This is a genomic window from Burkholderia sp. AU39826 (assembly GCF_020419965.1).
Lineage (GTDB): Bacteria > Pseudomonadota > Gammaproteobacteria > Burkholderiales > Burkholderiaceae > Burkholderia > Burkholderia semiarida.
The window spans coordinates 733,945-749,272 of the sequence record NZ_JAIZQG010000002.1 but is presented as its reverse complement, the minus strand read 5'-3'; the positions used below and the strand labels follow the sequence as shown (position 1 = coordinate 749,272).

Here is a 15,328-nt window from a genome sequence, read left to right as displayed (position 1 = left end):
GACGCGGGATGAAAGATGTTCAAGGGAGGAAAGAGCAGGGGACGGGGGCGGGCGCCGATTGTTACAAGACGTTAGCGCGGGCTTCCCGTTGCGATGCCGCGCATCAGTTCTTACAAACTTGAAATATGCGGGCGCGGCGCTTGCCGCTATAGTCGAATCACACATGACACAACCAGAAGAGGAATCCATGAAGACTTTGCGTGTTGCCTCGCTCCTGACCGGTATGACGGCCTTGCTCGTGTCGGGCGCAGCAATGGCGGGAGTCAATGTCGGGATCAACGTCGGCGTGCCGGCACCGGTCTACGTCGCGCCCGCGCCCGTGTATGCGCCGCCGCCTCCGCCGCCGGTCGTCTACCAGCCGGCGCCGGTCTATGCGCCGGCGCCCGTGTACGGGCCGGCGCCGGCGATCGTGATCGGCTGGCACGGCGACCGCTACTGGGACGGCCGCCGCTACTGGGGCCGCGACGAATGGTATCGCCACCATGGTCGCGGCTGGGGCGATCGCGGTCACTGGGATCACGGCCGCCACAACGGCTGGCGCTGACGGGCGGCTCGCGCATGCGTGCCGCGTGCGCGACAACTGCTCGCGAAGAAGACCGCCCGCGTCGGCGGTTTTCTTTTGGCTCGACGGATGAATGGGTAGAATCGCTCCACGTTACTACCCTCATTCGACGACAGGGCCTCTATGACGAAGGGTTCGCCCCGGGCCGCCGCCACGCGCGCCCGCTTCGGCGTGCTGCGGGCTGCCGGCCGCGTGGCCGCGGTGCTCGCGCTGCACGCGGCGCTCGCCGCGCCGGCCGCGCACGCGGCCTATGCGATTGCGCAGTACGGCGAGCCGAAGTATCCGCCGGGCTTCAAGCATTTCGACTACGTGAATCCCGACGCGCCGAAGGGCGGCACGCTCGTGCTCGCGAACCCGAACCGGCTGACGTCGTTCGACAAGTTCAATCCGTTCACGATGCGCGGCAACGCCGCGCCCGGCATCGACATGCTCTTCGAGAGCCTCACGACGGGCAGCTCCGACGAACCGGCGTCCGCATACGGGCTGTTGGCCGACGACATCGACGTCGCGCCGGACCGCCGTTCGGTCACGTTCCACCTGAATCCGCGCGCACGTTTCTCGAACGGCGATCGCGTGAGCGCCGACGACGTCAAGTTTTCGTTCGATACGCTGAAGAGCAAGCAGGCCGCGCCGCAGTTCGGCGCGTATTTCGCGGAGATCGCGAAGGCCGTGGTCGTCGATCCGGCGACCGTGCGTTTCGAGTTCCGCAGCGCGAATCGCGAGCTGCCGCTGATCGCCGGCGGCGTGCCCGTGTTCTCGCGCAAGTGGGGATTGCGCGCGGACGGCTCGCGCATCCCGTTCGACCAGCTCGCGTTCGAGCAGCCGATCGGCAGCGGCCCTTACGTGATCGAGCGCTACGACAACGGCCGCACGATCACCTACCGGCGCAACCCCGCGTACTGGGGCGCCGACCTGCCGGTGCGGGTCGGCACCCACAACTTCGAGCGGATCGTCTACAAGCTGTACGGCGACGGCGTCGCGCGGCTCGAGGCGTTCAAGGCCGGCGAATACGACGTGCTCGTCGAGTACATCGCGCGCAACTGGGCGCGGCGCGACGTCGGCAAGCGCTTCGACAGCGGCGAACTGATCAAGCGCGAATTCCGCCAGCATAACGGCGCCGGCATGCAGGGCTTCTTCATGAACCTGCGCCGGCCGCTGTTCCGCGACGTGCGCGTGCGCCAGGCGCTCGACCTCGCGTTCGACTTCGAATGGCTGAACCGCCAGCTGTTCTACAGCGCGTACACGCGCCTCAACAGTTATTTCGCCGATACCGACCTGCAGGCGACCGGTACGCCTGGCGAAGGCGAGCTGAAGCTGCTGGAGCCGCTGCGCGCGCAGCTCGATCCGGCCGTGTTCGGCCCGATGGTCACGCAGCCGGACACGAACCCGCCGGGCTCGCTGCGCGCGAACCTGCTGAAGGCGCGTGCGCTGCTCGCGCAGGCCGGCTGGACCTATCGCGACGGCGCGCTGCGCAACGCGAAGGGCGAGCCGTTCGCGTTCGAGATCCTCGACGATGCGGGCGGCGCGATGGAAGGCGTCGTGACCGCCTACCAGCGCAACCTGGCGAAGCTCGGCATCGACGTGCGGTTTCGCACGGCCGATTACGCGCTGCTGCAAAAGCGCCTCGATGCGTTCGACTACGACATGACGACGATCCGCCTGCCGGGCGTGCAGGTGCCGGGCGCCGAGCAGTACTCGCGTTACGCGAGCAAGTTCGCCGACGAGCCGGGTTCCGACAACTTCATCGGACTGAAATCGCCGGCCGTCGACGCGTTGCTGCACGCGCTCGGTGCCGCGCAGACGCGCGAGGAACTGCTCGACGCGACGCACGCGCTCGACCGCGTGCTGATGCACGGCTACTACGCGGTCCCGCAGTGGTACAGCACGACGCACCGCATCGCGTACAAGCGCACGCTCGCCTATCCGCGGACGCTGCCGCTGTACTATTCGGCCGAGGGCTGGGTCGTGTCGACCTGGTGGGCGAAGCCCGATCACTGACCCGCGCCGGCCCTTCGTCCAACCCACCACCCGATCACGAGTCGACGCCCTATGTGGAGCTACATCCTCAAACGCCTGCTGCTGATGATCCCGACGCTCGTCGGCGTGCTGACGCTCACGTTCGCGGTGATCCAGTTCGTGCCGGGCGGCCCGGTCGAGCAGGCCGTGCAGGAGTTGCGCAAGGGCGCGACGGAGCAGGGCGCGACGCCGTTCGGGATGCGTGCGCACACCGGCGTCGACGCGCAGCAGCTCGCGCAACTGAAGGCGCTGTACGGCTTCGACAAGCCGCCGCTCGAACGCTACTGGCTGATGCTGAAGCGCTTCGCGCGCTTCGATCTCGGCGACAGCTACTTCCGCCACCAGAGCGTGTGGGCGTTGGTCGTGCAGAAGCTGCCCGTGTCGATCAGCATCGGGCTGTGGACGTTCTTCCTCACGTACCTGATCTCGGTGCCGCTCGGCATCGCGAAGGCCGTGCGCAACGGTTCGCCGTTCGACGTCGCGACGAGCCTCGTCGTGCTCGTCGGGTACGCGATTCCGGGCTTCGTGCTCGGCGTGCTGCTGCTCGTGCTGTTCGGCGGCGGTTCGTTCTGGCAGCTCTTTCCGCTGCGCGGCCTCACGTCGGACAACTTCGCGCAGCTGTCGCTCGCCGGCAAGGTGCTCGACTACCTGTGGCACATCGCGCTGCCGATCACCGCGTCGGTCGTCGGCAGCTTCGCGGTCGTCACGATGCTCACGAAGAACGCGTTCCTCGACCAGATCCGCCGGCAATACGTGCTGACCGCGCGCGCGAAGGGGCTCTCCGAGCGCAGCGTGCTGTGGAAGCACGTGTTCCGCAACGCGATGCTGCCGCTAATCGTCGGCTTCCCGGCCGCGTTCATCGGCGCGTTCTTCACCGGCAGCCTGCTGATCGAGACGCTGTTCTCGCTGGACGGCCTCGGGCTGCTGTCTTACGAATCGGTCGTGCGGCGCGATTACCCGGTCGTGCTCGGCACGCTGTACCTGTTCACGCTGATCGGGCTCGCGACCAAGCTGATCTCCGATCTTTGCTATGTGTGGGTCGATCCGCGCATTCAATTCGACAACCTGGAGCGCTGACATGAAACGAGCCGTTCGCATGCCCGGCGTCATCGGGCGAGGCGCGCGATGAACCGGGCCGTCGCATCCCCCCGCATCGATGCCGCGCGCGCGCGCGTGTCGCCGTCGCCCGCGCGCCGCGTGTGGCAGCGCTTCAGGCAGCAGCGCCTCGGCTACTGGAGCTTCGTGATCTTCGTCGTGGCCTTTGCCGCGAGCCTTGCGGCGCCGCTGTGGTCGAACGACAAGCCGCTCGTCGTGCGCTACGACGGCCAGACCTATTTCCCGATGTTCCATGCGTACCCGGAGACGACCTTCGGCGGCGATTTCCCGACGCCGGCCGACTATCTCGATCCGTACGTGCGCAAGCGGCTCGAGGCGCCCGGCAACTTCGTCGTCTATCCGCCGAACCGCTATTACTACGACACGCTGAACTACTTCTCGAACGTGCCGAATCCGGCGCCGCCGTCGCGCGAGAACTGGCTCGGCACCGATGCGCAGGGCCGCGACCTGCTCGCGCGGCTCGTGTACGGGTTCCGTGTGTCGGTCGAGTTCGGGCTGATCCTGACCGTGATCGGCACGCTGCTCGGGATCGCCGCGGGCGCGGTGCAGGGCTTCTTCGGCGGGCGCATCGATATCGTCGGGCAGCGGCTGATCGAGATCTGGAGCTCGCTGCCGGAGCTGTACCTGCTGATCATCTTCGCGTCGATCTTCGAGCCGAGCTTCCTGCTGCTGATCGTGCTGCTGTCGCTGTTCGGCTGGATCGGGCTCGCCGACTACGTGCGCGCGGAATTCCTGCGCAACCGCACGCAGGACTACGTGCGCGCGGCCCGCGCGATGGGGCTGACGAACTGGCAGATCATCTGGCGCCACGTGCTGCCGAACAGTCTGACACCGGTGATCACGTTCCTGCCGTTCCGGATGAGCGGCTCGATCCTCGCGCTCACCAGCCTCGATTTCCTCGGCCTCGGCGTGCCGCCGCCGACGCCGAGCCTGGGCGAGCTGCTCGCGCAGGGCAAGGGCAATCTCGATGCGTGGTGGATCTCGCTGTCGACGTTCGGCGTGCTGGTCGCGACGCTGCTGCTGCTGACCTTCATGGGCGATGCGCTGCGCAACGCGCTCGACACGCGGATCGCCGATTCGGTGCGCGCCGCGGGAGGCCAGCGATGAGCGAGTCGACCGTATCGACGCAACACGAGCCGCTGCTGTCGCTCGAGCGTCTGCACGTCCGTTTCGGCGACACGGTCGCGGTGGACGACGTGACGCTCGCGATCGGGCGCGGCGAGCGCGTCGCGCTCGTCGGCGAGTCGGGGTCCGGCAAGAGCGTGACCGCGCTGTCGATCCTGCGGTTGCTGCGCGACGCCGAGGTCACGGGCGCGATCCGCTTCGCGGGGCAGGACCTCGCGGCCAAGAGCGAGCGCGAGATGCGCGGGCTGCGCGGCTCGGACATCGCGATGATCTTCCAGGAGCCGATGACGGCGCTCAATCCGCTGTATACGATCGGCGTGCAGATCGGCGAGACGATCGTGCTGCACGACGGCGTATCGGCCGTGGAGGCGCGCAAGCGGGCGATCGCGCTGCTCGCGCGCACCGGCATCGCGGAGCCGGACAAGCGCGTCGACAGCTACCCGCACCAGTTGTCGGGCGGCCAGCGGCAGCGCGCGATGATCGCGATGGCGCTCGCGTGCCGGCCGCGCCTGCTGCTCGCCGACGAGCCGACCACCGCGCTCGACGTGACGATCCGCGCGCAGATCGTCGATCTGCTGCTGGAACTGCAGCGCGAGGAAGCGGAAAAGCGCGGGATGGCGATCCTGCTGATCACGCACGACCTGAATCTCGTGCGGCACTTCGCGCAGCGCGTCGCGGTGATGGAGCACGGCCGGCTGGTCGAGAGCGGGCCCGTCGAGCGGATCTTCGCGGCGCCCGAGCATCCGTATACGCAGCGGCTGCTGAACAGTCGGCCGCAGCGGGCGGTCACGCCGGTGATGCCGATCGCGCCCGTCGTGCTCGACGCGCGCCACGTGAGCGTGCAGTTCGCGCGCAAGCGGCCGGGCTTCGCGGGTTGGTTCGGCACGGTGCCGGTGACGGCCGTGGCCGACGTGTCGGTGTCGGTGCGGCAGGGCGAAACGCTCGGGATCGTCGGCGAATCGGGATCGGGGAAGTCGACGCTCGCGATGGCGCTGCTCGGGCTGCAGAAGACGGCCGGCGGCGAGATCGAATTCCAGGGACGCGCGCTGTCGACCTATCGCGGCCGCGAGCAGACCGCGCTGCGCTCGAACATGCAGGTGGTCTTTCAGGATCCGTTCAGTTCGCTTTCGCCGCGTCACACGATCGAGCGGATCGTCGGCGAGGGGCTCGAGCTGCACCGCCCGGACATGACGCCCGATGCGCGCCGCGCGAAATCGCTCGCGGTGCTGCGCGAAGTCGGCCTAGACCGCACGGTGCTGCACCGTTATCCGCACGAATTCTCGGGCGGCCAGCGCCAGCGGATCGCGATCGCGCGCGCGCTGGTGCTGGAGCCGCGCATCCTGATCCTCGACGAGCCGACCTCGGCGCTCGACGTGTCGATCCAGCAGCAGGTGCTGAAGCTGCTCGCGAATTTGCAACAGAAATACAACCTCGGCTACGTCTTCATCAGCCACGACCTGGAGGTGATCGGCGCGATGGCGCACCGCGTCGCGGTGATGCAGGACGGCGCCGTCGTCGAGTCGGGGGAGGTGGCCGACGTCTTCGCGAGACCGTCACATCCTTACACACAAAAGCTGTTGAAAGCGGTCTGGAAAGCGTGATAGGCGTCCAATGGTCTGACCATCTCGATTGTATTTTTTAATTTGTTTTGACAAACGATTACGCGCTGGCTAGTATCGACCGAAATTTTCCGCCAATCAGCTGATTTTTAAGCACATTCCATCGACCAATGCAGCATCGATCCCTGACCCAGGCATGCGCGCGCACCATCGCCGGGCTATTCATCGGCGCCCTGTTCGCAGCAGCTCCCGGCGCGTTCGCCGACGAAGTCAGCAGTTTTAACCAGAATGTCACCAATTCGACTCAGATCGGGTCGGGTTCCTCCCTCCAGCAGACCAGCGCGCAGCCGTCCGGCGGCGCGAAGTCGTTCCTTGCCGGCATGGCGGGCAAGGCAGGCGACGTGGTGGTCGGCGCGCTGAACATGATCGGCGTGCGGTATCGCTGGGGCGGCAACTCGCCGGATTCGGGCCTCGACTGCAGCGGTTTCGTGCGCTACGTGTTCCAGGACACGCTCGGCATGTCGCTGCCGCGTCGCGCGGAAGAGATGAGCCGTGTCGGCGAGAAGGTGAGCATGAGCAACCTGAAGCCGGGCGATCTCGTGTTCTTCAACACGATGCGCCGCACGTTCTCGCATGTCGGCATCTACATCGGCGACAACAAGTTCGTGCATTCGCCGTCGACGGGCAGCACCGTCCGCGTCGACGATCTCGACAGCGGCTATTGGGAAAAGCGTTTCACCGGCGCGCGCCGGATCGAATCGGAATTCCCGATGAAGCCCGAAGACCTGCGTCAGCGCGTGCGCGCGACGCTCGGCGACGATTCGGCGAACGGCAGCAACTGACGTTGGCCGGTCGGTCAGGCCGGACAATAAAAAACCCTGTCACCGGAAGGCGGCAGGGTTTTTTGTTTTGAGGCCGGCGCGGACGACGGACGAGGCGGAAATCGTTCGTCGGCCACCGGCAGGCGCGTGTGCCGCGGCCTCCCGCCCATCGTGTTATGCGGCGGCAGTCACGCCACGCGCCGCCGCGAGCTTGCGCTGCAGTTCCGGCATGATGCGCGCGACCGCTTCCTCGCCCGCGAGGATCGCCGCGTTGCGCTGGTTGAAGTCGCTGCCGCCCATCGCCGCGAGGTTCGGACGAATCACGACGTCCGCATACTTGTCGAGTTCGTAGGTCTTGATCGTCTGACCCATGATCGTGAAGGTCTGCAACAGCATCTCGATCGGGTTGTTGGTCGCCGCGCCGTCGGGCCGGGCCGAGATGTCGACCGCGATCACGAAGCTCGCGCCCATCTTGCGCGCGAACGATGCGGGCACCGGGCTCACGAGGCCGCCGTCCACATATTCGCGGCTGCCGATCTTCACCGGCTCGAACACTGACGGCACGCTGCACGACGCGCGCACCGCGAGCCCCGTGTTGCCTTGCTGGAACAGGATCGGCTGGCCGCTTTGGAGGTCCGTCGCGACGATGCCGAGCGGCTTCGCCATCTTCTCGATCGGCCGGTTGTTGAGCGTCTTGTTCAGGAAATTCTGCAGCGCCACGCCTTGCAGCAGGCCGCGCGAGCGGAACGGCAACGCCCAGTCGCTGATCGACGCCTGGTCCATGTCGAGGGCGATCTTGTTGATCTGCAGCGCGTTCATGCCCGACGCGTAGAGCGCGCCGACCACCGAGCCCGCGCTTGTCCCGGCGACGATCTCGATCGGGATGCCGCGCGCCTCGAGCGCCTTCAGCACGCCGATGTGCGAGAAGCCGCGCGCGGCGCCGCCGCCGAGCGCGATGCCGATCTTCACCGGCTTCTCCTGCGGCAATGCCGTGCCGGGGCGGGACTTGTCGCCGAAGGACGTACAGGCGGCGAGGCTGGCGGACGCGCACGCGATCGTGAAGTGGCGGCGCGACAGGCGAGGGGACGACATCGAATGGTTCTCCGGCGGCTTGGCGCGGCGGGTCGTGCGGCCCGCGGCTGCGATGGTTTCCGAGGCCGCGCGGTGGGTTCCGTGCGGCCGGCGCGGCGCCGGCTGGCGGCCGCGGCGCGCACATCATAAAGCAAGCGGCGCGCTTGGCGCGATGTCCGGCGCGAGTATAATTCCGGCTTCTTTCCCGTTCCGGGCGTCGCCGGCTCCGTTGCTGTCCACGCTGCCGCCACCGTCCCGCGTCGAATCATTCATGCGCCCCAGGCGTTCGAGTTACCGTTTATGACCCGTCCTGTCCGTACCCGCTTCGCGCCGAGTCCCACCGGCTTCATCCACCTCGGCAACATCCGCTCCGCACTCTATCCGTGGGCGTTCGCCCGCAAGATGAAAGGCACGTTCGTGCTGCGCATCGAGGATACCGACGTCGAGCGCTCGTCGCAGGAAGCGGTCGATGCGATCCTCGAAGGGATGCAATGGCTCGGGCTGGATTTCGACGAAGGTCCGATCTACCAGATGCAGCGGATGGACCGCTATCGCGAAGTGCTCGCGCAGATGCTCGAGAAGGGCCTCGCGTATCCGTGCTACATGTCGGCCGAGGAACTCGACGCGCTGCGCGAACGCCAGCGCGAGGCCGGCCTGAAGCCGCGCTACGACGGTACGTGGCGTCCGGAGCCCGGCAAGGTGCTGCCGGAGCCGCCGGCCGGCGTGAAGCCGGTGCTGCGCTTTCGCAATCCGCTGACGGGCACGGTCGTGTGGGACGACGCGGTGAAGGGGCGTGTCGAGATCTCGAACGAGGAACTCGACGACCTCGTGATCGCGCGCCCGGACGGCACGCCGATCTACAACTTCTGCGTGGTGGTGGACGACATGGACATGGGCATCACGCACGTGATCCGTGGCGACGACCACGTGAACAACACGCCGCGCCAGATCAACATCCTGAAGGCGCTCGGCGGCGAGCCGCCCGTCTATGCGCACCTGCCGACCGTGCTGAACGAGCAGGGCGAGAAGATGAGCAAGCGGCATGGCGCGATGAGCGTGATGGCGTACCGCGATGCGGGCTTCCTGCCTGAAGCCGTGGTCAACTATCTCGCGCGTCTCGGCTGGTCGCACGGCGATGCGGAAATCTTCTCGCGCGAGCAGTTCGTCGAATGGTTCGATCTCGAGCATCTCGGCAAGTCGCCCGCGCAGTACGACCACAGCAAGCTGAGCTGGCTGAACGCGCACTACATCAAGGAAGCCGACAACGCACGCCTTGCGGAACTCGCGAAGCCGTTCCTCGACGCGCTCGGCATCGACGACGCGGCGATCGCGACGGGCCCGGCGCTCGATGCGGTGGTCGGCCTGATGAAGGATCGTGCGACGACGGTCAGGGAGATCGCGGAAGGCGCGACGATGTTCTACCGTGTGCCGGCGCCCGACGCGGACGCGCTCGCGCAGCACGTGACCGATGCGGTACGGCCGGCGCTGGCCGATCTCGTCGCCGCGCTGAAGGCGGCCGAGTGGACGAAGGAGGCGGTGTCCGCCGCGCTGAAGGCGACGCTCGCCGCGCACAAGCTCAAGATGCCGCAGCTCGCGATGCCGGTGCGTCTGCTGGTGGCGGGCACGACGCATACGCCGTCGATCGACGCGGTGCTCGTGCTGTTCGGTCGCGACGTCGTGGTGTCGCGCATCGAGGCCGCGCTGGCCTGAGTTCGTGCGTCATTGAAGCTGTCTGCGCGTGAGCGCGCGGCAGCTTCGCAAAAAATTTCGCACGAATCGCAAAAAGGGTATTTACAAGATCAAAGTAGGTCCATATAATCTCATTTCTGTTCTGCAAGGGGGTATAGCTCAGCTGGGAGAGCGCTTGCATGGCATGCAAGAGGTCAGCGGTTCGATCCCGCTTACCTCCACCATCAGAACAAACCGAATTGATTGGCGAAGCAGCGGTAAGTAATAAATGCTTCACAAAATGATTCAAAGCAGTTAGAATTTCGGCCTTCGCTGTTGACTGGAAGTAAATAGCGAAAGTCAGACAAATCTGAAAAGATTTTGTCCCCTTCGTCTAGAGGCCTAGGACATCACCCTTTCACGGTGAGTACAGGGGTTCGAATCCCCTAGGGGACGCCAGATTCAGCGGCGTTTCGTAGAAGTGTCGCGAGGCTTGCAGGAACGTAACCGACGTCCTGCAGGTTGGGTAAGAAAGCTGGAGCGGTAGTTCAGTCGGTTAGAATACCGGCCTGTCACGCCGGGGGTCGCGGGTTCGAGTCCCGTCCGCTCCGCCAGAACGAAGCCCGTTCAAGACGTTTTTGAGCGGGCTTTTGTATTAAGGATGTAAGCAGTACGTTGTCCCCTTCGTCTAGAGGCCTAGGACATCACCCTTTCACGGTGAGTACAGGGGTTCGAATCCCCTAGGGGACGCCAGATTCAGCGGCGTTTCATGGAAGTGTCGCAACGCGTGCAGGAACGTGACGAGATCCTGCAGGCGGTAGTGCAGAAAGCTGGAGCGGTAGTTCAGTTGGTTAGAATACCGGCCTGTCACGCCGGGGGTCGCGGGTTCGAGCCCCGTCCGCTCCGCCAGAACGAAGCCCGTTCAAAAGCGTTTTTTGAACGGGCTTTCTCGTTAAGGATGTAAGCAGTACGTTGTCCCCTTCGTCTAGAGGCCTAGGACATCACCCTTTCACGGTGAGTACAGGGGTTCGAATCCCCTAGGGGACGCCAGATTTCGGCGTCGTTCGAACAAACGACGCGCCGGCAGGAGGTAACCGACGCCTGCCAGGCAAGCAGCAAGACTGGAGCGGTAGTTCAGTCGGTTAGAATACCGGCCTGTCACGCCGGGGGTCGCGGGTTCGAGTCCCGTCCGCTCCGCCAAAAAATGAAGAAGCCCGCCTCGTGCGGGCTTTTTCATTTGCATCGTTCGCCGTGCCCGCGCGCGGGCACGTGACTGCGGAGTGGAGGAAGCCGCCTGCGCGGCTTCCGGCGGGACTCGAAGGGCTGCGCGTGCACGCGCGGCCGCGGCCTGCAGGATGTAGGCGAGTCCCGTCCGCTCCGCCAAAAAATGAAGAAGCCCGCCTCGTGCGGGCTTTTTCATTTGCACCGTCGCTTGCGCCTTCCGCTCATGCCTCACCCCGCATGCTGCATCGAGCACCGCGCCCCTACGAGAAATTCGCGATTGCATCCGTACGCGACTGCGCTATCGTGGCGGGATGCGTTTCCGACTCCTGCGCGATGCTCGATCCGACCGACCTGCGACTCCTGTATCAGCTCCGGCCCGCGGAGCCCGATGATTTTCCGTATGCCGAAGCGTTGACGCACGGCAACATGGGCGGCTACTACAAGCGCCATGGGCTCGTATGGCGCAGCGACCTGTTCTATGCGAGCTGGCGCGAATCCGAAAACTTCATCCTCGAGGCCGACGGCGAGCGCATCGGCGTGCTGCGCGTGACCGAGGAGGGCGATTCGCTGCATATCCGCGACGTGCAGATCGCGGCCGGCCATCGCGGGCAGGGCGCCGGCACCTACATGCTCGAGATGTCGCATCGCTGGGCACGTGCGCGCGGGCTGCACGAACTGCAGTTGCGCGTGTTCGTCGACAACCCTGCCGCGCGTTTGTACCTGCGCATGGGCTACCAGGTGACCGGCCCGCGGCTCGCGCAACTCGGCTCGATCCGCCACATGGTGCGGCCGGTCTGACGGCCCGGCGCGCTGGCGCGCGAGGATCAGCGCGCCGTGTCGATCGCGCCGTCGTCGTCCCGCGCGTCGTCGTCCGCGACGCGGCCTTCCGGGCCTCGATGTTCGTAGCCGCGCAGCATGAACGCACGCGGGCTTTCGCCGAATGCCCGGCGGAACATGGCCGAGAACGCGCTCTGGCTCTGGTAGCCGAGTTCGCGCGCGATATGCGACAGCGGGCGCCCCTGGTTCAGCAGCGGGATCGCCCGCGCGAGCAGCGCCTGCTGACGCCACTGCGAAAAGCTCACCCCGAGTTCCTGCTTGAAGAGTCGCGAGATCGTGCGCGTGCTCGCGCCGACCTCGCTCGCCCAGTGTTCGAGCGATTCCGCATGCGCGGGGTGCGCGAGTACGGATTCGCACAGAAGACGCAACCGTTTCTCGTCGGGCATCGGCACCGCGAGCGGCAACGGTTCGGCATGACTCAGTTCGTCGAGCACGAGCCCGCACAGCAGGTGCTCGCGCGCGGTGCTCAGCTCGCGCGCGTCGAGTGCGACGATCAGTTCGCGCAGCAGCCCCGTCACCTCGACGACGCGGCACGCATCGAGGCCGCCCGGCACGATCGATTCGTCGATGTACAGCGTGCGCAAGTAGGCCTCTTCGACGATCGTGACTTCGTGCGTCACGTGCGGCGGCACCCAGATCGCGCGGGACGGCGGCACCATCCAGGTCGTGCCGGTCGTCGCCACGCGCAGCACGCCGCGCGATGCGTATGCGAGTTGCGCCCACGCATGCGTGTGCAGCGGAATGCGGTGGCCGGCATCGACCTGCCGTGCGCGCACGCGCATCGGATGAACGGCGGTCGGCGCGAATTCCGGCGGGATGTCGATGACGTCGTACGGGTTCGATACGTCGGCTGGAGCGGGCGGATTCATGAACGGTTCGGGCGGCGCGGCGGCGATGCCGTCATTTTAGAAGGCGCAGCGCGTGCGCATGCGGCGGTTTGTCGGGTCATCATGCCGGGTTCAAATGAACTTTGTGTGGGCATCGGCGAATCCGGAGCGGCGCCGCAGCCGCGCGCGCCGACCGTTCGAACCATCGGGCCGGTATCGCGGTCTATCGATGCGTGCGCCAGATCGCGCCCATCGTGCACCGATCGCACGCAAACACGGCAACACACGAATTGAAGAGGAGAACCACGATGCGCCACGTATTCGTCTATGGCACCTTGAGAGCCGGACAGGCCAACGACATCGGCCATGCGGCCGCCCGCCACGGCATCGCCGCGCCGACGCTGCTGGGCGCGGCCGCGCTGCCGGGTGAGCTGTACGATTTCGGCACGTATCCGGGCATGATTGCCGGGACGGCCGGCAAGTCGCTGGTGTGGGGCGACGTCTACGAGGTCGACGAGCGGCTCGTCCCGGTGCTCGACGAGATCGAGCGCGTCTATCCGGGCGTCGACTCGCTGTTCAAGCCGCAGGAGGTAACGGTCGAGCTCGGCGGCCGGCAGTATGCCTGCCTGTATTATCCGGTCGCCGCGCACGCGGCAGCCGGGCGCCCGCGTATTACGTCGGGCGACTGGGTCCAGCACCGGCGCGAGCAGGAAGCCGCCGCCTGAGCGTGCCTGCCGGCGGCGGCTGGCATCGCCGGAAAAAGGAAGCGCCCCGCGGGGCGCTTCTTTCATGCCGTCCTCCATGCGGCCGGCGGTGCGGCGTGGGGCCGGCCGCCGATCGCAACGGACGTGCCGTCAGATTTCCTCGTACAGCGGCAGCGTCAGGAATTCGGTGAAGCCTTCCGACGTCGACATCTGCTCGAAGATCGCCGCGGCGCGTTCGTACGGCTGCGTGTTACCGCCGACCGCGCGCTTCACGTTGTCGAGCTCGATCTTCGCGAATCCGCGCACGAGCTCGGCCGTGACCTTGCGGCCGTCGTCGAGCACGCCCTTCGGCGAGCGGATCCATTGCCACACCTGCGAGCGGGAAATCTCGGCCGTCGCCGCGTCTTCCATCAGGTTGTGGATCGGCACGCAGCCGTTGCCGTCGAGCCACGCGCCGAGGTAGTGGATCCCGACGTTGATGTTGTTGCGCAGGCCGGCTTCGGTGATCGGCGCTTCCGGCTGGAAGTCGAGCAGGTTCTTCGCTTCGACCTGCACGTCGTCGCGCTGCTTCGCGATCTGGTTCGGCTTGTCGCCGAGCACCTTGACGAATTCCTCCATCGCGATCGGCACGAGGCCCGGGTGCGCGACCCAGCCGCCGTCGTAGCCGTCGGTCGCGTCGCGCTGCTTGTCCGAGCGCACGCCGCCCATCGCCTTGTCGTTCGCTTCCGGATCGTTCTTGATCGGAATCAGCGCGCTCATCCCGCCGATCGCCGGCGCGTTGCGCTTGTGGCAGGTCTTCAGCAGCAGCAGCGCGTATGCACGCATGAACGGCACCGTCATCGTGATCTTCGAACGGTCGGCCAGGCAGAAGTCGCGGTCGTTCTTGAACTTCTTGATCGCCGAGAAGATGTAGTCCCAGCGGCCGGCGTTCAGGCCCGAGCTGTGCTCGCGCAGCTCGTACAGGATCTCGTCCATCTCGAACGCGGCGAGGATCGTCTCGATCAGCACCGTCGCGCGGATCGTGCCGCGCGGCACGCCGACCGCTTCCTGCGCGGCGACGAAGATGTCGTTCCACAGGCGCGCCTCGAGATGGCTTTCCATCTTCGGCAGGTAGAAGTACGGGCCCGAGCCGCGCGCGAGCAATTCCTTCGCGTTGTGGAACAGGAACAGCGCGAAATCGAAGATGCCGCCGGACACGCGCTGGCCGTCGACCGTCACGTGCTTCTCGTCGAGGTGCCAGCCGCGCGGGCGCACGATCAGCGTCGCGACCTTGTCGTTCAGCTTGTACGACTTGCCGTTCTGTTCGAGCGAGATCGTGCGGCGCACCGCGTCCTTCAGGTTGATCTGGCCGTCGATCTGGTTCGTCCAGCTCGGCGCGTTCGAATCCTCGAAGTCCGTCATGTACGAATCGGCGCCCGAGTTCAGCGCGTTGATGATCATCTTGCGCTCGACGGGGCCCGTGATCTCGACGCGGCGGCATTGCAGGTCGGCCGGCAGCGGCGCGACCTTCCAGTCGCCTTCGCGGATCGCCTTCGTCTCGGCGAGGAAATCAGGGCGTTCGCCCGCGTCGAGGCGCTTCGTGCGCTCGATGCGGGCCTGCAGCAGCGCCTGGCGGCGCGATTCGAACGCGCGGTGCAGCGCCGCGACGAGTGCCAGCGCGTCGGGCGTCAGGATCGCTTCGTAACCCGGCTTGATTTCGCCGGTGATCGTCATGCCTTGCGGCAGCGTGATCGGGGTGCTCATGAGTCTCATCTCCTTGGTCGGTCAGTTGCGGTTTCGGTGAAGGGGGAAGGCGGCA

At 66.3% G+C, this 15,328-nt stretch carries 12 protein-coding genes and 7 tRNA genes; 16 read left to right on the top strand and 3 right to left on the bottom strand.

Features of this window, described 5'->3' with window-relative positions; genetic code table 11:
* The first annotated feature begins 187 nt into the window (after positions 1-187).
* From LGM42_RS08320 to LGM42_RS08295, 6 genes are all read left to right on the top strand, one after another.
* Complete coding sequence (locus tag LGM42_RS08320) at positions 188-544, top strand: hypothetical protein (RefSeq protein ID WP_060310064.1); 357 nt, start codon at positions 188-190, stop codon at positions 542-544.
* A 141-nt stretch (positions 545-685) separates the two neighbouring features.
* Entirely contained in the window at positions 686-2,560 is a 1,875-nt protein-coding gene (locus LGM42_RS08315) for an extracellular solute-binding protein (RefSeq protein WP_060310063.1), read from the top strand.
* Positions 2,561-2,611: 51 nt separating this feature from the next.
* Complete coding sequence (locus LGM42_RS08310; RefSeq protein ID WP_059573664.1) at positions 2,612-3,655, top strand: microcin C ABC transporter permease YejB; 1,044 nt, start codon at positions 2,612-2,614, stop codon at positions 3,653-3,655.
* 48 nt (positions 3,656-3,703) lie between these two features.
* Positions 3,704-4,801 (top strand): ABC transporter permease, encoded by a 1,098-nt coding sequence (locus LGM42_RS08305; protein WP_124864426.1) that lies wholly within the window; start codon positions 3,704-3,706, stop codon positions 4,799-4,801.
* On the top strand, positions 4,798-6,420 hold the full coding sequence (locus LGM42_RS08300; protein ID WP_226231971.1) for an ABC transporter ATP-binding protein: 1,623 nt from the start codon (positions 4,798-4,800) through the stop codon (positions 6,418-6,420). Before LGM42_RS08305 ends, LGM42_RS08300 begins: the two co-directional genes overlap by 4 nt.
* Positions 6,421-6,548: 128 nt before the next feature.
* Positions 6,549-7,220 (top strand): C40 family peptidase, encoded by a 672-nt coding sequence (locus LGM42_RS08295; RefSeq protein ID WP_060310060.1) that lies wholly within the window; start codon positions 6,549-6,551, stop codon positions 7,218-7,220.
* 153 nt (positions 7,221-7,373) lie between these two features.
* Here LGM42_RS08295 and LGM42_RS08290 read toward each other — a convergent pair whose 3' ends face one another.
* Entirely contained in the window at positions 7,374-8,291 is a 918-nt protein-coding gene (locus LGM42_RS08290; RefSeq protein WP_060310059.1) for a patatin-like phospholipase family protein, read from the bottom strand.
* A 279-nt stretch (positions 8,292-8,570) separates the two neighbouring features.
* Between LGM42_RS08290 and gltX the strand changes: the two genes are divergently transcribed.
* The 9 genes from gltX (at position 8,571) to LGM42_RS08245 (ending at position 11,960) form a co-directional block, all read left to right on the top strand.
* Entirely contained in the window at positions 8,571-9,980 is a 1,410-nt protein-coding gene (gltX, locus tag LGM42_RS08285) for a glutamate--tRNA ligase (protein WP_124658734.1), read from the top strand.
* Between the two features lie 127 nt (positions 9,981-10,107).
* Positions 10,108-10,183 (top strand) — tRNA-Ala (locus LGM42_RS08280).
* 138 nt (positions 10,184-10,321) lie between these two features.
* Positions 10,322-10,397 (top strand) — tRNA-Glu (locus LGM42_RS08275).
* Between the two features lie 78 nt (positions 10,398-10,475).
* Positions 10,476-10,552, top strand: a tRNA-Asp gene (locus tag LGM42_RS08270).
* 63 nt (positions 10,553-10,615) lie between these two features.
* A tRNA-Glu gene (locus LGM42_RS08265) sits at positions 10,616-10,691 on the top strand.
* 79 nt (positions 10,692-10,770) lie between these two features.
* A tRNA-Asp gene (locus tag LGM42_RS08260) sits at positions 10,771-10,847 on the top strand.
* A 65-nt stretch (positions 10,848-10,912) separates the two neighbouring features.
* Positions 10,913-10,988: transfer RNA gene (locus LGM42_RS08255), tRNA-Glu, on the top strand.
* A 73-nt stretch (positions 10,989-11,061) separates the two neighbouring features.
* Positions 11,062-11,138, top strand: a tRNA-Asp gene (locus tag LGM42_RS08250).
* 357 nt (positions 11,139-11,495) lie between these two features.
* Positions 11,496-11,960 (top strand): GNAT family N-acetyltransferase, encoded by a 465-nt coding sequence (locus tag LGM42_RS08245; RefSeq protein ID WP_059573669.1) that lies wholly within the window; start codon positions 11,496-11,498, stop codon positions 11,958-11,960.
* A gap of 26 nt (positions 11,961-11,986) precedes the next feature.
* Here LGM42_RS08245 and LGM42_RS08240 read toward each other — a convergent pair whose 3' ends face one another.
* Positions 11,987-12,868, bottom strand: a complete 882-nt coding sequence (locus LGM42_RS08240) for an AraC family transcriptional regulator (RefSeq protein ID WP_060966287.1) — start codon at positions 12,866-12,868, stop codon at positions 11,987-11,989.
* A 266-nt stretch (positions 12,869-13,134) separates the two neighbouring features.
* On the opposite strand from LGM42_RS08240, the gene LGM42_RS08235 reads away from it, so the two are divergent.
* Positions 13,135-13,551, top strand: coding sequence for a gamma-glutamylcyclotransferase (locus LGM42_RS08235; protein WP_059573728.1), 417 nt, complete (start codon positions 13,135-13,137; stop codon positions 13,549-13,551).
* Positions 13,552-13,680: 129 nt separating this feature from the next.
* Here the strand turns inward: LGM42_RS08235 and aceB are convergent, their stop codons facing one another.
* Positions 13,681-15,273: a malate synthase A gene (gene aceB, locus LGM42_RS08230; RefSeq protein WP_226231970.1), complete on the bottom strand. Its 1,593-nt coding sequence runs from the start codon at positions 15,271-15,273 to the stop codon at positions 13,681-13,683.
* Positions 15,274-15,328 lie beyond the last annotated feature (55 nt).